This window comes from Litoribacter ruber (assembly GCF_018449405.1).
GTDB classification, from domain to species: Bacteria; Bacteroidota; Bacteroidia; order Cytophagales; family Cyclobacteriaceae; genus Litoribacter; species Litoribacter ruber.
The window spans coordinates 199,630-220,319 of the sequence record NZ_JAHCMY010000001.1 but is presented as its reverse complement, the minus strand read 5'-3'; the positions used below and the strand labels follow the sequence as shown (position 1 = coordinate 220,319).

The following is a 20,690-nucleotide window of genomic DNA, read 5'->3' as shown; positions in this document are numbered from 1 at the left end:
TCATTCCTCTTCCCCCCCATTTTTTTGTATTTTAGCTATCTCAGCTGATTTTTCCCTCATGCTATCTCAGTTGACCTGATCCTACGCTAATTATTCATGCATGCTAATGGATAATGTAAAACAAAACAAGACTACCCCAAGCCCCCATAAAAGTCCTTTTGGGGATATCCATTATGAACTTTTGCAGAGTGAGAAGAAACCCATGGTGGTTTTTATTCATGGTGTGGGAATGGACCACAGGACCTTCGATTTGCAGGTCAAAGCACTCCAATCGGACTATAGTGTTCTGGTTTGGGATTTGCCCGGGCATGGCAAGTCTACACTGAAAAATTACAACAAGCGGTTCACAAGACTGTCAGCAGAATGCCTGAATGGGCTAATAGAAGAACTTAAGATACCTAAAGCATTTTTTGTGGGGCAATCCTTGGGCAGCATGATTGTCCAGCATTTTGAAAGGATGTATCCGGAAAAAGTCGCAGCCACCATCCATGTGCCTGGCATCAGATTGAAGTCGCATATTGGACCTTGGGCGAAAAAACTTGTGCCTTCGCTGATGTTCATGCTTAAGCTAATCCCCGCAAATATGTTTTATTCGGCTTTCGGCAAACACCGGGCTGAAAAGAAAGAGGTTCAGGACTATCTGTCGGAAACCATGAGGAGAACCGGTAAAAAACTGGCCTTGAAAATTACTGAGGACATGGTTTATGACTTGATAGACCAATCCCCCGCCCCTCAGAATTCCCCGTCCCTTATCACTTATGGCAAAAAAGACCTGTTTTTTATAAGAAACGCGGCCGAACAGTGGCACAAGGAGGCCCCAGGCAGCAAGCGTGTCGAGATCCAAAGTGCCAACCACATTGCCAATCAGGATAATCCTGAAGCGTTCAACAAGGCATTGATTGGTTTTTTAAAAAGCCTTACCATTGCAAACAAATAAATATGTTTATCCAAATAAACAATTTACCCTTATTTTTGTATATTTGAATAAACAATGAACCCCCTGTATAATAAATATCGTTCGCTTCTAAACACTATCAAGCTTAACTTTAAGCGCTCCCTGATTGGTGAAATCAACTGGCAGAGCAGGGGCATCTGCATTACCGGGGCCCGGGGGACGGGGAAATCCACCTTGATGCTCCAATATATCAAAGAGAACCTCTCTCCTAGTGAAGCTTTATACCTATCCTTGGACGACCTTTACTTTAAGCAACACAGTTTGGTTGAGGTAGCCGAAAGCTTTATCCAACAGGGCGGAAAATATTTGTTTCTGGATGAAGTCCATAAGTATGATGACTGGCAATTAGCAGTGAAAAATATTTATGACTTTAATCCAGAGTTAAAACTTATCCTCTCGGGCTCCTCCATCTTGGCCCTCCAAAAATCTGTGGCGGATCTCAGCCGAAGGTTGGTCTATTATGAGCTTCCTGAACTCTCCTTAAGGGAATATATTGCAATAAAAAGCAATCTGGGACTCCCCCGTTATTCCATTGCGGATATTTTGACCCATCATATGGAAATAGCCAATGAGCTTTCGTCCAAAGTACCTTTGCCATTGGCTGAACTTGCAAAACACCTTCAATTTGGAGCCTATCCCTTTTTCATGGAGGGGGAGCAGGATTATTTTGCTAAGATAACCCAGCTGATCAACTTGATTATCGACTATGATCTGCCTTTCGGGAAAGATATAACCGTAGCCACCCAGTCAAAACTGAAGAAGCTCCTTTATATCCTTTCCACTTCCGTTCCTTTTACGCCCAACATTTCCAAACTTGCGGAAAAGACCGAGACCACCAGGTTACAATTGTTGGAATTTCTTCATCTTCTTGAAGCCTCCCGGTTGATCAGAAACTTAAGGAGCTCAACCGTCGGGGTCAGCATGATGAACAAGCCGGACAAAATTTACCTGCACAATACCAGCCTTATCCATGCGCTGGCAGAAGGCACACCCGAAAAAGGCAACATCAGGGAAACTTTTACCATGGCACAGTTACAGAATGCAGGCCTGAAAATAACCTTTCCAAAAAACGGAGATTTCCTGGTCAATGGAAAATACCTTTTCGAAGTCGGGGGCAAACAGAAAAACCAAAAGCAGATCCACGCAGAGAAGGATTCCTATATCATCGCAGATGACCTTGTCCATGGTTATGGAAATAAAGTACCGATGTATCTATTGGGCTTCCTATATTAATTCCCCAAAACCTTTCATTTCCACCTTGAAGGATATATCAATGCTCACCCCACCCTGTTGCTATTGAAACTAAAAACGTCTATTTTGTATGGAATTCCCCATAAATGGTATAAAAATGAAACAAACGCTTTTTTTGGTTTGCTTATTGGGCCTTTTAAACCAGGTTGGTTTTGCCCAGGATTTTGACAGAGAGAAGTTGGACCGTTATTTTGAAGCCCTTGAGCAAAACGACAAGTTTATGGGCAGTGTGGCCGTGTCACAAAACGGTGAGCTCATTTACACCAAATCTGTTGGGTTTTGCGACTTGGAAAACAATGAAAAACCGGATCAAGATTCCAAATATCGCATAGGCTCCATATCAAAGACATTTACGGCAGTATTGACGCTATTGGCGGTAGAGCATGATAGACTGCAACTCGACCAGACTCTGGATGATTTTTTCACCACCATACCCAACGCTGACCGCATTACCATCACCAACCTATTGAACCATCGGAGCGGCATCCATAATTTTACCAGTGACCCGGATTACCTCACTTGGCTTACTGAAGCCAAAACAGAACAGGAAATGGTGGAGATTATCACCAATGCAGGAAGCGATTTTGAGCCCGGCAGGCGGGCAGCGTACAGCAACTCCAATTATGTGCTGCTTTCCTATATCCTGGAGAAAGCCTTCGAGCAATCTTATGAAAATATTTTAACGGAATATATCACCAGGCCTGTTGGTTTGGAAAATACTTTTTTAGGTGGAAAAATCAACCCCAAAAACAATGAATGCAATTCTTATCGCTTTGCCAACAGTTGGAAAATTGAACCCGAGACGGATATTTCCATTCCATTGGGTGCAGGAGGGATCGTTTCTACTCCAAGCGATTTGGTAAAGTTTAGTGATGCTTTATTTGCGGGTAAAATACTTCGGGAAGAAAGCCTTGAGAAGATGAAAACTATAGAGGACAATTTTGGGAGGGGGCTTTACCAGATGCCCTTCAACGGCAGAACGGGACTGGGGCACAGTGGGGTAATAGACGGATTTTCATCCACATTTATCCATTATACTGATGGTGGGATATCCTACGCGATGATTTCCAATGGCACAAGTTACAAAAACAATAACATATCCATTGCCGTATTGAGAGCAGTCTATGGAATGCCTTTTACCGTTCCTGAGTTTAAGGCTTTTGATGTCAGTCCCGAAGAGCTCGACCAGTATGTGGGGACCTATACCTCCTCTCAATTCCCTTTGGATATCACCATCACCAAAGAAGATGGGGTATTGAAAGGCCAAGCCACCGGTCAATCTGCCTTCCCTCTCATAGCAACTGACAAAGACAAGTTTGAATTTGATCAGGCAGGGTTGGTTTTAGAATTTAACCCTTCTGAAGAAACCATGATAATGAAACAAGGTGGGGGAGCATTTGAGTTTAAGAAAGAATAGGGTTTGTGCAAAAGAATTTATTGGCAAACCGACTGTCATACCTGAAAAATGAAAACATACATTTCCATATTAAGAGGGATCAACGTAAGCGGAAATAAGCCGATAAAGATGGACACATTGAGGGAAATGTATCAAGATCTGGGGTTCAGGGATGTCAAAACTTACGTGCAGAGCGGAAATGTTATTTTTTCCAGTGAGGAAATGGCCCCCGCAATTCTGGAGCAAAATATTTCCCGCCAAATAGAAACAGATTTCGGATTTGAAGTGCCGGTATTGGTATTGACCGTTGACAAATTGAGTGAAATCATTGCATCCAATCCTTTCGTTGATGATCAGGACAAAGAACCCTCATTTTTACACGTGACATTTCTTGCTGCTCCGCCTGCAGCTTATGATCAAATGACAATTGAAAACAAAAAACAAAACGGGGAAAAAATAAGCTTCTCGAATACGGCCGTTTACCTCTACTGTCCAAACGGCTACGGAAGAACCAAATTAACCAACAATTTTTTGGAGGCCAGGTTAAAAGTAAAAGCAACGACCCGGAACTGGAAAACCACAACCGAGCTTTTGAGACTGGCTTCCCCATCCATTGGTGATAGCTTTTAGAGGCATGGACGAGTTCTAGCTAAATTGGATACAGTCCCATTCCACTAGGCTCCTTGCATGCACCCGCTTGGGCCATACCCCGACTGGGAGCGAAGTGGGTCCCTATTGGTAGCGAAGTGGGTGCCCAGCGGATAAGGGTAACCCATAATTCCGGGATAAATTAATGGAGTCCTGGGGATATGTAATAAATAGATGGACTTATAGGCATTATCCCACCCTTCCGAACACCTCCTCCAGGTCCAGCTCAATACCTTTGATACAGGAAGACTTCACCACATCGCCGCGGGTAAAGAGTCTGGAGGCAACATATTCCCCTTGTTTTAAAGTATAAACCATTAGGTTTTCCATTTCCGGCTGGATGATCCAATATTCCTTCACTCCGCTTTCCTGATACACTTCGTATTTATATTTAAGCTCCTTTTTGTTATTGCCCGGAGCCAGCACTTCCACTATCAAGTCAGGGGCACCTACACAACCGGCATCATCCAATTTGGCAGGGTCACAAACCACGCAAATATCGGGCTGGACCACCGTAAAGATTTTCTCATCTTTTGGTGAAGTGCTGGGTAAGCGGACATCAAATGGGGCAACAAAAACTTTACATATCCTATGCTCAAACAAGGTTAAAAGCTTACTCCCAACCAACAATACAATCTCTTGATGCTTTCTCCTCGGAGCAGCCACTTGTTTGAAAACCCTACCCTTAATCAGTTCCACCATTCCGTCTATCTCCCAGGTCAGGTAATCGGCATAAGAGTACCTTCCATATTCGGTGAAGGACTCCTCTAAATTGGTGTTTTTTTTCATCCTTTTCCATCGCCTTCAGATATTTATAGATGCCCAAAAATATCCTCGAGATCCAATTCAAATCCTTCGATACAAGTAGACTTCACTACATCGCCGCGGGTAAAGAGTCTGGAGGCAACATATTTTCCTTGTTTTAAAGTATAGATCATTAGGTTTTCCATTTCTGGCTGGATGATCCAATATTCCTTCACTCCGCTTTCCTCATAAACTTCGTATTTATATTTTAGCTCCTTCTTACTGTTTCCCGGGGACAGAATTTCCACTACTAGATCAGGGGCTCCAATACAGCCTGCTTCATCTATTTTCTTAGGGTCACATATTACGCAAATATCCGGCTGTACCACGGTAGTAATATCCTCATCTTTTTTTGAATTGACCGGTAAACGCACATCAAACGGGGCTGCAAAGACTTTACAAGTTTTCTTTTCTAAAAAATAAAATAACTTACTCGTTACGTTTACAGAAATTGCCTGATGTCTCATTTTAGGTGCTGCGACCTCTCGAAACACCTTCCCCTTAATAAGCTCCACCATACCCTCTATCTCCCAAGTAAGATAGTCGGCATAGGAGTACCTCCCATATTCGGTGAAGGGCTCTTCTAAACTGTTGTTTTTTTTATCCTTTTCCATCGCCTTCAGATTATTTATACACGCCCAAAACATCCTCCTGATCCAATTCAAATCCTTCGATACAAGTAGACGTCACCACATCCCTCCGGGAAAAGAGCCGGGAAGCAACATATTTCCCTTGATATAAAGTATAAACCATTAGGTCTTCCATTTCAGGTTGAAGAATCCAATATTCCTTGACCCCGCTTTCTTCATAGACTTCAAATTCATATTGAAACTCTTTCTAATTGTTGCCTGGCGACAATACTTCAATGATAGGGTCCGGTGCACCTAGGCATCCGGTCTCATCCTATTTTTCCGGATCACAAGCCACGCATATATCCGGCTGGACAACGGTATGGATCTCCTCATCCTTTTTGGAACGGAGAGGTAGTCGGACATCAAAAGGAGCACTAAAACCATGACATTTCTTATCCTTCAAAAACTCGTATAGCTTACCTGCTATAATTAAAGAAATCTTCTGAAGCTTCAAATTTGGGGCAGCCACTTGCCGAAAAACCTTCCCCTTTATCAACTCTACCATGCCGTCAATCTCCCAAGTCAGGTAATCTGCATAAGTGTACCTCCCACATTCGGAAAACGGCTCCTCTAACTGACTGTTTTTCTCCCCCTTTTCCATCTTTTCCTTACCCTTTATATAAAATACTAAAGTAATGAAAATCAAAGTAAAATCCTCTTACTATAAAATCATAATGAACTATAAACCAACCTCTTCACACGATAACCTTTATTATTATGTGACAATTTCCGCCACTCTTCTGGTAGATGAATTGGATAAATCTTAATTTAGAATCCCCAAATCAAAGGAAGCTGCATGTACTTAATTTTTGACACCGAAACCACAGGTTTACCCAGAGACTATAACGCCCCCATAACAGACCTGGATAACTGGCCACGGCTGGTCCAGCTCGCGTGGCAGTTGCACGATGAGCGCGGTAAGTTGATCTCCAATCAAAACTACATTGTGAAACCGGAAGGTTTTACCATTCCCTACAATGCGGAGAAGGTCCATGGTATTTCTACCGACCGCGCCTTGAAAGAAGGGCATGACCTGGAGAAGGTATTGAAGATTTTCCATGATGACATAGAAAAGGCCAAATACCTCGTGGGCCACAATATCGGCTTTGACATCAATGTCTGCGGCTCGGAATACCTGAGGAAGGAAGTTCCGATGAAGCTGTTGGACATGCAGGAGCTGGATACCAAAGACATTTCCACAGAGTTCTGCGCCATCCCCGGCGGTAAGGGTGGGAAATTCAAATGGCCAACCCTTACGGAACTTCACCATAAACTTTTTAATGTTGGCTTTGATGACGCCCACGATGCAGCCTATGATGTGGACGCCACGGCCAAATGTTTCTTTGGGCTGATCACCCAGGAAGTACTGGCTCCTGAGCCTGGCATTTCCCATGATGAGGTGATCTACGAAGCACCGAAACTGGATATTGCCAATTTTGCCAACGCCAAAGATACCACAAAGCAAGCTGCCAAGGATGTATTGAAGGCTGCTGGCAAGGCTGATATCAGTGATTTGGTGGACGTACCGTTTACACACCTGCACGTTCACACGCAGTTTTCAGTCCTCCAGGCTACCTCTGAGATCCCTGCACTTATCAATAGGGCTAAGGAATTGGGCATGCCAGCTATTGCCATGACCGACCATGGTAATATGATGGGGGCTTTTAACTTTGTGAAGGAAGCATTAAATGCAGACCTTACTCCAATCCTCGGCTGTGAGTTTAACGTGTGCCGTGACCGGAAAAACAAGTCCCAAAAAGACAATGGCTATCAAACTGTCCTGCTTGCCAAAAATAAAGCTGGATACCATAATTTGGCCAAACTTGCCTCGTATGCCAATATAGAAGGGTTTTATTACGTCCCCCGGATAGATAAGGAGGTTTTGGTTGAGTACAAAGGGGATTTGATAGCCACCACAGGAGGCCTATTTGGGGAGATCCCATTCTTGATCCTTAATGTGGGGGAAACCCAGGCGGAAGAAGCCTTTGTGTGGTGGAAAGAGCAGTTTGGAGAGGATTTTTATGTAGAGTTAAATCGCCACGGGATCCCGGAAGAAGAAAAAGTAAATGAGGTTTTACTTCGCTTTGCCCATAAATATGGCGTAAAATATTTCGCTGCCAATAATACCTATTACAATCAAAAGGCGGATGCCAACGCACATGACATTCTTCTGTGCGTAAAAGATGGGGAGAAAACCGATGGGCCGGATAGAAAGGAAAAAAGATACATTGGGAAATTGGGTCGGGAATTCCGGTTCGGATTTCCCAATGAGGAATTCTACCTAAAGAGCCCTGATGAGATGAAAAAGCTCTTTGTCGATCTTCCCGAGGCTATCATCACTACCAATGAGATTCTTGGCAAAATTGAGCGATATAAGCTGGCCAGGGAAGTTCTACTCCCCAAATTTGACATTCCACAGGAGTTTGTGGACCCACAGGACGATATTGATGGAGGCAAACGGGGAGAAAATGCGTTTCTACGTCACCTCACCTATGTAGGCGCCGAAAAGCGTTACGGTGAAATTACGGATGTTATCCGCGAAAGACTTGATTTTGAATTGGCCACCATTGCCAACACCGGTTATCCGGGTTATTTCCTTATTGTGCAGGATTTTACCACGGCCGCACGAGAAATGGGCGTTTCGGTAGGTCCTGGGAGGGGGTCGGCGGCAGGTTCCGCAGTTGCCTATTGTGTAGGAATTACGAATGTGGACCCCATCAAGTACGATCTCCTTTTTGAGAGATTCCTAAACCCAGATAGGGTTTCCCTTCCCGATATTGATATTGACTTTGATGATGAAGGACGTCAAAGTGTAATCGATTATGTAATCAAAAAATACGGCGCCAACCAAGTGGCCCAGATCATCACCTATGGTACCATGGCAGCAAAATCTGCTATCAGGGATACCGCAAGGGTTTTGAACCTTCCCTTAAGTGAAGCTGATAAACTGGCCAAGTTGGTACCAGACATCAAGCTAAAGGCACTTTTTGATTTAGCCAATGACAGAGCCAAATTAGTAAACAAGCTTAAAAACAATTCTGAAAGTGTCGCCCAGGCAGAAGAGCTGATCAGGATATCCAAAGGAAGAGATGAGACCGCCAGAACCATAAACCAAGCGACCGTCTTAGAAGGCTCGGTGCGTAACCTAGGCATCCACGCCTGTGGGGTCATTATTACCCCGGCTGACATTACCAATTACGTCCCTGTAGCCCTTGCCAAGGACTCGGACATGTTCTGTACCCAATTTGACAACGCCGTGGTGGAAAACGCCGGCCTGCTCAAAATGGACTTTTTGGGGCTTAAGACCCTTACCCTGATTAAGGATGCGGTCAAAATCGTAAAGGAGCGCCACGGGATTGAACTTGATCCGGAAGCTTTTCCTATTGATGACGAGAAAACTTATGAGCTTTTCCAACGGGGAGAGACGGTTGGGATTTTCCAATATGAATCCGCTGGTATGCAAAAATACATGCGGGAGCTCAAGCCAACGGTGTTTGCCGATTTGATCGCCATGAACGCTCTTTATCGACCAGGACCGTTGGAATATATCCCGAGCTTTATCAAGCGTAAGCACGGTACCGAGCCGATTACCTATGACTTGGATGATATGAAGGAATATCTGGAAGAGACATATGGTATTACCGTTTATCAAGAGCAAGTGATGCTCCTGTCGCAAAAGCTGGCCGACTTCACCAAAGGTGAGGCAGATGTACTGCGTAAGGCCATGGGTAAGAAGCAAAAAGATGTACTGGATAAAATGAAGCCTAAATTTGTCGACCAAGCAGCTGCCAAGGGTCATGACAAGAAGAAGCTGGAAAAAATCTGGAAAGACTGGGAAGCATTTGCATCTTACGCTTTTAACAAATCCCACTCGACCTGCTATGCCTGGATTGCATACCAGACCGCTTACCTGAAAGCCCACTACCCTGCCGAATACATGGCCTCTGTGCTTTCCAACAACATGAATGACATCTCCCAAGTGACTTTCTTCATGGAGGAATGTAAGCGTATGGGAATTGAGGTATTGGGACCGGATGTAAATGAATCCAAGCGGGGCTTTACGGTAAACCAGGAAGGACAGGTACGTTTCGGATTGGCGGCTATTAAAGGTGCTGGTGGAACAGCCGTGGACTCGATAATCGCCGAAAGATTAGAAAAAGGGCCATACAAGAATCTCTTTGATTTCACCAAAAGGGTAAACCTAAAAGCGGTAAACAAAAAGACCTTGGAAGCCTTAGCCATGGCTGGTGGATTCGATTGCTTTAAGGAATATCATAGACGTCTTTTCTTGGAGGCACCAGATGGTGAAGTGACTTTACTTGAAAAAGCCGTCAAATACGCCCAAAAAGTAGCCGCAGAAGCTGACAGCTCACAGGTAAGCTTGTTTGGTGGAGGCAGCGGTATGGAAGTGCCATTGCCGAGTATTCCACAGATGGAGCCCTTTAGCCAACTGCAGCAACTGAACATTGAAAAAGAAGTGGTTGGGCTTTATATATCTGGACATCCCTTGGATCAATTCAGGGTGGAATTTGAGTCATTTACCAACACCCCCCTGCCAGAAATAAACAACATAGAGGCTCTCAGAGCTAAAGGAGAAATAAAGGCCGCTGGAATGGTGACATCCTTTGCCCATAGGACTACCAAAACGGGGAAACCTTTTGGCACCCTTACGATGGAGGATTACCACGGAGGGCATACGTTTTTCATCTTTGGAGAGGATTATATAAGGTTTAAGGAATACTTTATGACGGGGTGGTTCTTATATCTGACAGGTTCTGTCCACCCTAATAAATGGAAGGAAAACGAGTTTGAGTTCAAGATCAATAACATGTCACTACTCGATGAACTCAGGGCAAAGATGGTAAAGGGCCTACGGGTGAATATTGATTTGGATGATTTGACCTTAGACTTGATGGAAAGACTTGAAAAAGTGACCCAGAAATATAAAGGAGAAGCCAAACTGTATATCAACGTGATCGATAAAAAGGAAAATATCACGCTGGATCTCATGTCCACCAAATATACCATTGACCCAAGTAATGAAATGATTGAGGAGCTGAGACTGATGCCGGAGGTGATGTATAAGATTATTTAAGACCGAAGACCGAAGACGGGAAACCGGAGTAAATAAATATGTTCTTTCTAAGGAAAATTTTGAACTTATTCCCAGCTAAAAGGCTTTTCTATTATATTTGAAAAAAGAATCTAAAACACAACCAATAAATAATATGGCTAAAGCAATCGAAATCACGGACGCTAATTTTGAGGAAGTAATCAAATCTGAACAACCTATCTTGGTTGATTTTTGGGCCGAATGGTGCGGACCATGTAAAATGATCGGACCTGTAGTGGAAGAAATAGCGGGTGAATATGAAGGCAAAGCAGTGGTAGGTAAAGTAGACGTAGACTCCAATCCTAACGTAGCTGCCAAATTCGGTATCAGAAGTATCCCTACTTTATTGTTCTTCAAGAACGGAGAAATCGTAGATAAGCAAGTAGGTGCTGTACCTAAGACTGTATTGGCTCAGAAGCTTGATGCACAAATGTAATTGAAGCAAAAACTTATAAAAAAGCCTGATGGTAGATTACCATCAGGCTTTTTTCATGTCAGAAGAACCGAGTGGTTAATTCACCGCAAAGCTTTTTAAGGTAGCGCAAAGCCAAAGTGTTATTTTAAATTTTCAATAATAATCAATATAAACGTTGCAAACTTTACGTCTTTACGAGAAATATTTTTGATAAAGAAGCTACTTTTTAATCGTGTTTTCAAAGCTTTCTTCGGGCCTTTGAAGCTCGGATACACCACCGGAGACGATGAATTTCATCACGTCGGCATTGTTGATATTTTCCACTATTTTGATGTTTTCTTTTGGGACCATATAAAGGTTACCAGAAAAATTATAGGAGTGTGGAAAGTAAACGGCGGCTAGCCCAGGTTCTTCTATCATGGCCATGTCCTCTTGAGTCAGGAAACCCAGCCTGTACATGTTATCGGACAGTTTAACAGTTACGGTTACATTAAACTTCTTTTTGTCCCCTACAAAGGCCTGCATGAGGTCTTTGATACTGGTGTAGACTATATTGACCAATGGGATTTTAAACAGCCATTTTTCGACCAGGTCAAATATGGGTCTAGTCACGAAAATACTCGCCATATAGCCTACAAAAGTAATAAAGGCAAGCATAATCAAAATACCTAATCCAGGAACAGGAAGCGGTATGATGCTATCCAAAAACACCACAATGGAGAAAATGATGTAAATGGTCAAGGCCAAAGGCACAACAAAGAGCAACCCCCTCAGGAAGTATTTCAAAAAGCGCCGAGTAGTAAAAGATGACATGGTTTTTAGAGAAAAGTGTAGATAAAAATACGAGGAAAAACAATGCCAATATTATTTTGGGATAAAATTTTAAAATGGTGAAATGGTAAATTATGAATTATGAATACCAATTGAAGTATTATATTGGTTCACCCACCCATCTTAAGAGCGAAGCTTTGAAGGAGAGTCACGAGAATAAGAGCGGAAAATGTCAGAAAAGCGCCAAAACTCCTCCTCAAAACTGCGGGACTTGCTGCGGTGCACTTTGTAATTGATACCTAGTACTTAGATCCCTTTCGTTGCTACAATATTAGAAACCTGAGGTAAAAAGAAAATGTAGATAAGTAAACGCAAAAAGCCCCTTCACCAAAGTGAAAGGGCTTTTTTAATGTATTTCTAGATCTTAAAGATCGATACCCATAAAGGACATGAAGGCAATGCCCATAAGTCCAGTGATAAGCATCGTGATACCAAGACCTTTCAATCCGTTAGGCACATTTGAATACTTCAGTTTCTCTCTGATGGCAGCCAAAGCTACAATGGCTAAGAAGAAACCTGTACCAGAGCCGGCACCGTATACCGCAGCCTCAGCCAAAGTATAATCTCTACCGGCCATGAATAGGGAACCACCAAGGATCGCACAGTTTACCGCGATCAAAGGAAGGAAGATACCCAAAGAACCATATAGAGCCGGAGCGAATTTTTCGATGATCATTTCCACCAACTGTACCATGGCCGCAATAACGGCGATGAACATGATGAATCTAAGGAAAGTTAAATCGATAGTGGCAAATTGCTCACCCAAGAAGGCCAAAGCACCTTCCTTTAGGATAAATTCGTTCAACAACCAGTTAACCGGTACGGTCACTGATAGAACGAAGATTACTGCTGCACCTAGACCAAGGGCTGTAGATACCTTCTTGGAAACCGCCAAGAAAGAACACATACCTAGGAAATAGGCAAATACCATGTTATCAATAAAGATTGATCTGATAGCTAAATTAAATAATTCCATTTCTTAGATATATTTTTAGTGTTCTACATAACCAGTTTTGGTACGCTGTACCCAAATGATCAACCCAAGGATGATAAATGCACCTACTGGAGAAACCATCAGACCGTTTGTGGCCAAAGAGAAGTCATCGCCAAACAAAGCAGATACATTGTCAAACACAGGATATCCAAATACGGAACCTGATCCCCAAAGCTCTCTGAAGAAAGCTACTGCAAGAATGATCCAGGAGTAACCCAGGGCACTACCGAAACCATCCAAGATGGAATCATATGGCTTGTTACCCAAAGCGTAAGCTTCCAAACGACCCATTACAATACAGTTGGTGATAATCAACCCGATAAATACGGATAGTTCTTTGTACATGTCGAATGCAAATGCTTTCAACACCTCGTTTACCAAGGTTACCAAAGAGGCAACGATAGCAAGCTGTACGATAATCCTAACCCTTGAAGGGATGGTGTTTCTCATCAATGAAATGGTAAGGTTGGCCATTACCATTACAAAAATCACAGAAAGAGCCATTACCATGGTGGGTTGCATCTGTGTGGTCACCGCTAGTGCAGAACAGATACCCAAAACCTGAATGGTGATTGGATTGTCATCCACCAAGGGATCTGTGATCAATTTCTTCCTTCTCTTAGACAAGAGCGCCTCTGATGGCTTTTTTACTTCAGCTGTTTCTGTACTCATTATATTGAAATTGAAACGTTCAAAATTAATTTAAAGCAACAGGAGCGTCACCGGTTCTTTTTCTTTCCAAGTAGCTCTTGTAGTGGCTCAAGTAGCGCTCCAACATTTTGTTTACACCTTCAGCAGTGATTGTAGCACCAGAAAGGCCGTCAACTTTATGCGGATCGGCTGAGTAATCTTTACCCTCACCTTTTTGCATTCTTACTGCTTCAAGTTCTCCAGCTTCGTTGAAGATCTCCTTGCCTCTATACCTGGCCTGCACGTCACCTGAAGTGATTCTTGCACCCAAACCTGGCGTTTCCGCTGCGTGGGCAAAAGTCACACCCTCGATGGTGTTAAGGTCAGTCTGAAGGGCTACATAGCCCCAGATTTCATCCCAAAGACCATTTCCATAAACCGGAAGAATGATAGACTGAACGTCTTCTTCATTTCCTTCAGCGTGGAAAATAAACACGGGATAAAGTCTTTCTTCAGGGGCTCTTTTGAAGTTTTTAGCGATGTTTACATTTTCAGCAACCAATGGGTTACCTTCTTCATCTTGCTCTACTTCTTCACCGTTGATGTTTACTACCTTTGAAGAGATTCTGCTCTCATAATAGCTAATTACTTCTTCGGCTTCCATTCTGTTCAATTCCTCTGCCGGCATTACCGCACCAAGGATTTGCTTTTTGGTATCCAATTCTTCAGCTTTCTTCTGAATCGGTCCTAACAGCTCTGATGTACCTGACAAAAGTAGTCCAAGAACTACAGTAAGGATAACAGAGAATGTGATGATATATGCGTTAGACTGTTGCACGTTGTAACCTCCTTTTCTTGTTTGCTTGTACTACATAGTGATCGATAAGTGGTGCAAATACGTTCATGAACAAGACCGCAAGCATGATCCCTTCAGGATAAGCTGGGTTAGTTACACGGATGATCACGGTAAGCACACCGATCATAAAACCGTAAATCCACTTTCCTGTTTCGGTTTGGGATGCAGAAACTGGGTCAGTAGCCATAAAGACAATACCGAAAGCAATACCTCCCATTACCAAGTGGTAATGTGCTGGCATAGCCATATATTCGTTTACTGCAAGAAGCTCCAATACGAAGCCCATCAACCAAGCACCACCGAAGGCACTAGCGATGATTTTCCAGCTGGCAACTCCTGTCAAAATAAGAATCGCAGCACCGATTAGAGCCATCAAAGTTGATGTCTCACCAATAGATCCTGGGATAAATCCAAAAAACATATTTGCAAAGCTGAACATGTCGTCCATGATTCCAGCATTGTGCGAAGCAAGTGCTGAAGTAGCAGTTACTCCTTCCTGTCCAGCCTGATAAGCAACAGCAAGTGCTGTAGCACCTGAGAAACCATCAACTGGCATTTTATCTCCTACGTAAGTCCAAACCTGGTCACCAGAAATCTGCATTGGGTAGGCAAAGTAAAGGAAAGCCCTTGCGGTCATGGCTACGTTTAGGATATTCATACCTGTACCACCAAATACCTCTTTGGCGATTACCACGGCGAAAATTGTCGCCAAGGCCACTTGCCATAAAGGAATAGTGGCAGGTACTACCAATGGTATCAACATCCCTGTTACCAAGAAGCCTTCATTGATAGGGTGTTTACGTACCACGGCAAATATGGCCTCTACCAATCCCCCGGCAGCGTATGATACCAATACTATAGGAAGTACTAAGATAGCACCTAAAAGAAATTTATCTCCGAAATCCGCTGCCTCACCTACTGCCAGGTAGTGCATGTTTCCGGTATTATAGATACCGAAGAGCAAACATGGGATCATAGCGATCACCACGGTGATCATCATTCTTTTTAGATCTATGGCATCCCTGATTTGGGCACCTCTCGGATTAGTTGTATGATTAGGGGTAAACAGGAACGTCTCACCTGCTTCATACAAATAATACAAGTTCTCCAATTTGCCGCCCTTATGGAAAAGCGGCTTCTGCTTATCTAACAGATCGCGTAGAAACTTCATATTAATTAACTATATTGTATTAGTTCAATTCCTTTTCTTAAAATCTCCTGTACAGGATGCTTGGACACGTCCACAAATTCACAAAGGGCAAGATCCTCTTCGATCAATTCATAGATTCCAAGCTCTTCCATCTCATCATAATCCTCAGCCATGATAGCTTTAAGAAGATAAACTGGATAGATGTCCATTGGAGTCACGTTCTCAAATACGCCTGTCTGCACGAAGGCTCTCTCCTCACCTCTCATGTTGGTGTCCAACACGAACTCTTGGTTTGGCTTCAAAAAGCTGAAAAGCCCCAATGCCCGGTGGTAGCTAAGTCTAGCCGAAGTCGGTTTCATCCAGCCTAGGAACTCGTATTCATCCCCTTCAGGAAGTACAGTGATTTGATTGTCGTAATAACCTACATAGCCATCGCTGTTGATTCGCTGACCTGTAAGCACGTTACCAGAAACTACTCTGAATTTTCCTTCTTTGGTATTTCCTGCCAAAAACTTATCTACGCAAGCTCCGATATAGGTTTTAGCATAAGCAGGTTTGGTAAGGTGTGACCCGGTGATGGCAACGATTTTGGAAGCATCATAAACTCCATCCATGAACAATTTACCGATCTGTACAACTCCGTATGGATTTACTGTCCAAGCGACATCGCCCTTGTTGATTGGGTTGATGTGGTGGATCTGCACCCCTACGTTTCCAGCCGGGTGGGGACCAGAAAACTTGTTGATTTGCACATTCTGAACGTTGTTGTATACTGAAGGTACTTCAGCGCCATCCTCCAAGTTGAGGTGCACTACCCCAGGAGTAAGCTTTTTCAACACGTTGATACCTACCTGGAAATATTTTTCTTGGCCCTTCAATAAGAAGCCATAATCTGGGGCTAATGGATGGGTGTCAAAACCTGAAATAAAGATAGCTTTAGGCTCATCTTCCGGATTGGCGACTACACCAAAGGGTCTCTGGATAAGCTGGGGCCATACACCGGTCATGGCCATGTGGTTTACCACATCTTCTCTTTTTAGAGATTTGAGATCCGAGTCAGAATATTTGGTGAATTGTTCAAATTCAAAGGTTTGATCAGCCTTGATTTTGATCTCAAGCAACCTCCTTTTTTCACCTCTTTTAATCTCTACGATTTCACCTGATACAGGAGATACATATTGAACTCTGTCAAGTTTTTTATCAAACAAGATCGGGGTACCTGCTTTCACAGTATCACCCTCATTGACAATTACTTTAGGGCGTTGCATCCCTATGAAGTCTGTAGGTTTGATCGCAAAGGTCTGAGCTGGCTGGAAATTTGCAAGCTGCTTGTCAGCTTTTCCGGCAAGCTTAATATCAAATCCCTTCTTAAGCTTTATTAGTTTTGACATATTTATTTTTTGAACTATATGGTCCCTTTAAAAACGCCTCAAATCTAAGAAAATACATTAGTTATTAGAAGATAATTGCCCGATTATTTCCACTAAATAGGTATACTTGGCAATTATTTTGTTTGAGACGCATCTAATTTACGCTGTTATCAATCCTTCTTTCTCCCAATTCTGCACATGGTTCATCACCTGCTCCATCAGCCACATCGGGGTGGAAGTAGCCCCGCATACGCCAACCTTATCATCACATTTGAACCACTCTTTGTTTATTTCTGACTCATTTTCAACAAAATAGCTTCGTTCATTTTGCTCTTTACAAACATGATAAAGCGCTTTTCCATTACTACTTTTCTTACCTGAAACAAAAATGATCACATCGTTATCCTGTGCAAATTTACGAAGCTGTGGCTCACGGTTGGAGACCTGCCTACAGATAGAATCGTTGGCGTTGAAGTCAACTTCTTCTACTGCTCCTTTCGCTTTTTCTATTCTTTGGGAGATTTTTTCTTTCAGGTCATAAAAACCTTTCGTGCTTTTAGTGGTCTGGCTGAAAAGGGTGATCGGGCGGTTGTAGTCAATTTTTTCCAAGTCATGCTCCTCCATCACCACGATAGCATTCTCCCTGGTCTGGCCGGTCAGGCCGATTACTTCAGCATGTCCCTTTTTACCATAAATGACAATCTGCCCGTTTTCCTTTGCCATTTTATCGTAGGCATTTTTGACCCTGTGCTGGAGTTTCAACACTACAGGACAGGAGGCATCAATGAGCTCGATGTTGTTTTCTATCGCCGTTCGGTAGGTTTCCGGCGGCTCTCCGTGGGCACGGATGAGTACTTTGCAGTCGCTGATTTCCTTGAGCTGCTCGCGGTCGATGACCACCAGTCCCTTTTGGCTCAGCCGGTTGACTTCCATGTCATTGTGGACTATATCTCCCAGACAGTAGAGCGTGTCAGCACCTTCCATCTCGTCCTCGGCCATCTTAATGGCAAACTCCACCCCAAAACAATATCCAGAATTTTTATCTATAGTTACCTGCATGACATAGTCGTTTAAGCCTCGATTTTCTCTTTGGCCAATTTTACAATTTGGGTTACTTGGTCGTCAAAATCCAAGTAACTTGTATCAATCTCCACAGCATCATCGGCCTTTTTCAAAGGGCTGATATCCCTGCTGGAATCTATTCTGTCTCTTTCCCCAAGGTTGTGGACAATTTTATCCAGCTCCACTAAATCGCCTTTTTCCAACAGCTCCTGCTGCCTTCTTTCTGCCCTGATGATTAGATCGGCTGTCATGAACACCTTCAGGTCCGCATCGGGAAACACTACTGTTCCAATGTCGCGGCCGTCCATTACCACCCCTTTGTGCCTGCCGAGCCGCTTCTGCTGAGCCACCAGTTCCTGGCGCACATCTTTCAGTTTGCTCACTTCACTGACCCTCTCCGATACCTTCATGGTTCTGATCTGCTTTTCAACATTCAATCCGTTGAGGTATGTTTCCTGAAAACCTGTCTCCTCGTTCTTGTGAAACTCAATTTTCAATGTCGAAAGAGCCTTGAGCACTTCCTTGGGATTGGTAAGATTGGTAAAGCTATTGATAAAATGGAGCGTCACCGCTCTATACATGGCTCCTGAATCTATATAGGTATAATTCAAAGTTTTAGCTACTGCCTTGGCTGTTGAACTTTTACCACAACCAGAAAAGCCGTCAATAGCAATTACAATTTTCTTCATCCAATCTTTGTTAATTCGGGAAAAGGCTATTTTCCGGTGCAAATATAAGAGTTTTTAATCTTTTATGAGAACTGTGGCAAAGGTATCTTCAAAAGTCCAAAAAGCGTAATTTTCGCAGCATTTAATGACAACTTTCCGAAAGTCCTCCTACTTTCGTATTTTTGGGTTTCAGGCCCACCTTGAAGGCCTAAATGAAATTTTATTTCCCGCTTAATCCCATTTTTATGAAAAGCTTCTCTATTTCCGGCCAGTTTGTCGATATACCTAACCGCCAGATCTTTCACGCAGAGGTATGTGTCGAAAACGGCAAAATATCACAGGTAAAAAAGACCGATCACGCTCCGGATGTGTATATAATGCCTGGCTTCATCGATGCCCATGTGCATGTGGAATCGTCTATGCTGGTACCCTCTGAATTTGCCCGCCTTGCGGTGGTCCATGGCACGGTGGCCACTATATCTGACCCACATGAAATCGCCAATGTTTGCGGGATGAAGGGAGTGGAATACATGATTGAAAATGGAAACAAAGTGCCTTTTAAGTTCTACTTTGGTGCTCCTTCATGCGTGCCCGCCACGCCATTTGAAACTGCCGGAGGGGAGATTACTGCTCAAGACATTGACAATTTGATGGCCAGGAAGGAAATCACTTATCTGGCAGAAATGATGAATTGGCCAGGAACTGTAAACCGGGATGCTTTGGTGATGGAAAAAATCGGCATTGCCCAAAAATATGGGAAGCCGGTAGATGGTCATGCACCTGGACTGAAAGGGGATGTTGCAGCGAAATACATTTCCGCTGGCATTAGTACCGACCATGAGTGCTTTACTCAAGAAGAGGCTTTAGACAAACTCAGGCATGGAATGAAAATTTCCATCAGGGAAGGTAGCGCTGCCAAAAACTTTGAAGCTTTAATTGGCCTGATTGATAAACATGCCGACATGATCATGTTCTGTTCCGACGACAAGCACCCGGACAATCTCGCCGTGAGCCATATCAACCACTTGGCCGCAAGGGCTGTGGCCGAAAACAAGGACCTGTTTGATGTGCTCAAAGCTGCCTGTCTCAACCCTATCAGTCATTACAATTTGGAAGTGGGCTCATTGAATGAAGGTGATCCGGCGGATTTTATCGTAGTGAAAGACCTGGAGAAATTTGAAGTGATCAAAACCTTTATTGATGGGCAACTGGTGGCTGAGAATGGCAAAACCCTCATCGAAAGCGTGCCGAATGAAATCATCAACAACTTCAAAACAGGTAAAAAGGCCGTTGAGGACTTTCAAATAGAAGCAAAAGGTCAGGCCGTAAGAGTGATAGAAGCTTTGGATGGTCAATTGATTACCCCTGAAATTAAGGGTGAAATTTTGGTCAAAAACGGAAAAGCAATTTCCAATCCGGAGCGGGACATTCTTAAAATCACGGTGGTGAACCGTTATGACGACACCGCTCCCGCAGTAGCTTTTATCAAAAACTTTGGCCTTACCGAAGGGGCGATTGCTTCCTCTGTTGGCCACGATTCGCATAACATCATCGCCGTAGGGGTAGATGATGATAGCATAGCTAAAGCAGTTAATCTGATAATTGAGGCCAAGGGTGGCGTGTCTGCCGTCAACGCTAACAACTCCATGGTTTTGGCCTTACCTGTAGGCGGAATCATGTCTGCTGAGGATGGCTATAAGGTAGCCGATCAGTATACTGCTATAGATAAAATGGCCAAGGACATGGGATCAAGTCTGCAGTCTCCATTCATGACCTTAAGCTTTATGGCCCTCCTGGTCATCCCTGACCTCAAACTGAGCGACAAAGGATTATTTGACGGTCAGAAATTTGAGTTCACAGACCTTTTCTTATAACAAAAACGGTCAGGATTGAAGTCCTGACCGTTTTTGTTATT

17 protein-coding genes and 1 pseudogene are annotated in these 20,690 nt (G+C 43.4%); 7 read left to right on the top strand and 11 right to left on the bottom strand.

Features of this window, described 5'->3' with window-relative positions:
- Positions 1–106 precede the first annotated feature (106 nt).
- The 4 genes from KI659_RS01030 to KI659_RS01015 all read left to right on the top strand — a co-directional run bounded on the left by KI659_RS01030 (position 107) and on the right by KI659_RS01015 (position 4,232).
- Positions 107–937: an alpha/beta fold hydrolase gene (locus KI659_RS01030; RefSeq protein ID WP_213943481.1), complete on the top strand. Its 831-nt coding sequence runs from the start codon at positions 107–109 to the stop codon at positions 935–937.
- Between the two features lie 54 nt (positions 938–991).
- Positions 992–2,188, top strand: a complete 1,197-nt coding sequence (locus tag KI659_RS01025; RefSeq protein ID WP_213943480.1) for an ATP-binding protein — start codon at positions 992–994, stop codon at positions 2,186–2,188.
- 115 nt (positions 2,189–2,303) lie between these two features.
- Positions 2,304–3,623, top strand: a complete 1,320-nt coding sequence (locus KI659_RS01020) for a serine hydrolase domain-containing protein (RefSeq protein WP_213943479.1) — start codon at positions 2,304–2,306, stop codon at positions 3,621–3,623.
- A 48-nt stretch (positions 3,624–3,671) separates the two neighbouring features.
- Positions 3,672–4,232, top strand: a complete 561-nt coding sequence (locus KI659_RS01015) for a DUF1697 domain-containing protein (RefSeq protein WP_213943478.1) — start codon at positions 3,672–3,674, stop codon at positions 4,230–4,232.
- Positions 4,233–4,439: 207 nt separating this feature from the next.
- Here KI659_RS01015 and KI659_RS01010 read toward each other — a convergent pair whose 3' ends face one another.
- The 3 genes and pseudogenes from KI659_RS01010 to KI659_RS01000 all read right to left on the bottom strand — a co-directional run bounded on the left by KI659_RS01010 (position 4,440) and on the right by KI659_RS01000 (position 6,287).
- Positions 4,440–5,039 (bottom strand): Uma2 family endonuclease, encoded by a 600-nt coding sequence (locus KI659_RS01010; RefSeq protein ID WP_213943477.1) that lies wholly within the window; start codon positions 5,037–5,039, stop codon positions 4,440–4,442.
- Positions 5,040–5,062: 23 nt separating this feature from the next.
- Positions 5,063–5,668: a Uma2 family endonuclease gene (locus tag KI659_RS01005; RefSeq protein WP_213943476.1), complete on the bottom strand. Its 606-nt coding sequence runs from the start codon at positions 5,666–5,668 to the stop codon at positions 5,063–5,065.
- A gap of 10 nt (positions 5,669–5,678) precedes the next feature.
- A pseudogene (locus tag KI659_RS01000) lies at positions 5,679–6,287 on the bottom strand (Uma2 family endonuclease).
- A 195-nt stretch (positions 6,288–6,482) separates the two neighbouring features.
- On the opposite strand from KI659_RS01000, the gene dnaE reads away from it, so the two are divergent.
- Positions 6,483–10,781: a DNA polymerase III subunit alpha gene (gene dnaE, locus KI659_RS00995; RefSeq protein WP_213943475.1), complete on the top strand. Its 4,299-nt coding sequence runs from the start codon at positions 6,483–6,485 to the stop codon at positions 10,779–10,781.
- Between the two features lie 97 nt (positions 10,782–10,878).
- Complete coding sequence (gene trxA / locus KI659_RS00990; protein ID WP_262897961.1) at positions 10,879–11,235, top strand: thioredoxin; 357 nt, start codon at positions 10,879–10,881, stop codon at positions 11,233–11,235.
- A 198-nt stretch (positions 11,236–11,433) separates the two neighbouring features.
- On the opposite strand, the gene KI659_RS00985 is transcribed toward trxA, so the two are convergent.
- From KI659_RS00985 to cmk, 8 genes are all read right to left on the bottom strand, one after another.
- A complete protein-coding gene (locus KI659_RS00985) occupies positions 11,434–12,027 on the bottom strand; it encodes a DUF502 domain-containing protein (RefSeq protein ID WP_213943473.1) in 594 nt (197 codons plus the stop codon).
- 382 nt (positions 12,028–12,409) lie between these two features.
- Positions 12,410–13,021: an NADH:ubiquinone reductase (Na(+)-transporting) subunit E gene (gene nqrE / locus KI659_RS00980; RefSeq protein ID WP_143962316.1), complete on the bottom strand. Its 612-nt coding sequence runs from the start codon at positions 13,019–13,021 to the stop codon at positions 12,410–12,412.
- Positions 13,022–13,036: 15 nt separating this feature from the next.
- Complete coding sequence (locus KI659_RS00975; RefSeq protein ID WP_213943472.1) at positions 13,037–13,711, bottom strand: NADH:ubiquinone reductase (Na(+)-transporting) subunit D; 675 nt, start codon at positions 13,709–13,711, stop codon at positions 13,037–13,039.
- 25 nt (positions 13,712–13,736) lie between these two features.
- Complete coding sequence (gene nqrC / locus KI659_RS00970; RefSeq protein ID WP_213943471.1) at positions 13,737–14,507, bottom strand: NADH:ubiquinone reductase (Na(+)-transporting) subunit C; 771 nt, start codon at positions 14,505–14,507, stop codon at positions 13,737–13,739.
- On the bottom strand, positions 14,494–15,696 hold the full coding sequence (locus KI659_RS00965; RefSeq protein WP_213943470.1) for an NADH:ubiquinone reductase (Na(+)-transporting) subunit B: 1,203 nt from the start codon (positions 15,694–15,696) through the stop codon (positions 14,494–14,496). Before KI659_RS00965 ends, nqrC begins: the two co-directional genes overlap by 14 nt.
- Before the next feature lie 5 nt (positions 15,697–15,701).
- On the bottom strand, positions 15,702–17,066 hold the full coding sequence (locus KI659_RS00960) for a Na(+)-translocating NADH-quinone reductase subunit A (RefSeq protein WP_213943469.1): 1,365 nt from the start codon (positions 17,064–17,066) through the stop codon (positions 15,702–15,704).
- Positions 17,067–17,204: 138 nt separating this feature from the next.
- A complete protein-coding gene (locus tag KI659_RS00955; protein ID WP_213943468.1) occupies positions 17,205–18,104 on the bottom strand; it encodes a 4-hydroxy-3-methylbut-2-enyl diphosphate reductase in 900 nt (299 codons plus the stop codon).
- Positions 18,105–18,115: 11 nt separating this feature from the next.
- Complete coding sequence (cmk, locus tag KI659_RS00950) at positions 18,116–18,796, bottom strand: (d)CMP kinase (RefSeq protein ID WP_213943467.1); 681 nt, start codon at positions 18,794–18,796, stop codon at positions 18,116–18,118.
- Positions 18,797–19,020: 224 nt separating this feature from the next.
- On the opposite strand from cmk, the gene ade reads away from it, so the two are divergent.
- Positions 19,021–20,649: an adenine deaminase gene (ade, locus tag KI659_RS00945; RefSeq protein WP_213943466.1), complete on the top strand. Its 1,629-nt coding sequence runs from the start codon at positions 19,021–19,023 to the stop codon at positions 20,647–20,649.
- Positions 20,650–20,690: the final 41 nt, after the last annotated feature.

Bases quoted from the DNA above. Each gene is read 5' to 3' on its own strand.
- KI659_RS00960 (WP_213943469.1), bottom strand. From the start codon at position 17,066: ATGTCAAAACTAATAAAGCTTAAGAAGGGATTTGATATTAAGCTTGCC.
- KI659_RS01020 (WP_213943479.1), top strand. From the start codon at position 2,304: ATGAAACAAACGCTTTTTTTGGTTTGCTTATTGGGCCTTTTAAACCAG.
- nqrE (WP_143962316.1), bottom strand. From the start codon at position 13,021: ATGGAATTATTTAATTTAGCTATCAGATCAATCTTTATTGATAACATG.
- KI659_RS00985 (WP_213943473.1), bottom strand. From the start codon at position 12,027: ATGTCATCTTTTACTACTCGGCGCTTTTTGAAATACTTCCTGAGGGGG.
- KI659_RS01005 (WP_213943476.1), bottom strand. From the start codon at position 5,668: ATGGAAAAGGATAAAAAAAACAACAGTTTAGAAGAGCCCTTCACCGAA.
- ade (WP_213943466.1), top strand. From the start codon at position 19,021: ATGAAAAGCTTCTCTATTTCCGGCCAGTTTGTCGATATACCTAACCGC.
- dnaE (WP_213943475.1), top strand. From the start codon at position 6,483: ATGTACTTAATTTTTGACACCGAAACCACAGGTTTACCCAGAGACTAT.
- cmk (WP_213943467.1), bottom strand. From the start codon at position 18,796: ATGAAGAAAATTGTAATTGCTATTGACGGCTTTTCTGGTTGTGGTAAA.
- KI659_RS01010 (WP_213943477.1), bottom strand. From the start codon at position 5,039: ATGAAAAAAAACACCAATTTAGAGGAGTCCTTCACCGAATATGGAAGG.
- KI659_RS01030 (WP_213943481.1), top strand. From the start codon at position 107: ATGGATAATGTAAAACAAAACAAGACTACCCCAAGCCCCCATAAAAGT.
- KI659_RS00955 (WP_213943468.1), bottom strand. From the start codon at position 18,104: ATGCAGGTAACTATAGATAAAAATTCTGGATATTGTTTTGGGGTGGAG.
- KI659_RS01025 (WP_213943480.1), top strand. From the start codon at position 992: ATGAACCCCCTGTATAATAAATATCGTTCGCTTCTAAACACTATCAAG.
- KI659_RS01015 (WP_213943478.1), top strand. From the start codon at position 3,672: ATGAAAACATACATTTCCATATTAAGAGGGATCAACGTAAGCGGAAAT.
- KI659_RS00975 (WP_213943472.1), bottom strand. From the start codon at position 13,711: ATGAGTACAGAAACAGCTGAAGTAAAAAAGCCATCAGAGGCGCTCTTG.
- KI659_RS00965 (WP_213943470.1), bottom strand. From the start codon at position 15,696: ATGAAGTTTCTACGCGATCTGTTAGATAAGCAGAAGCCGCTTTTCCAT.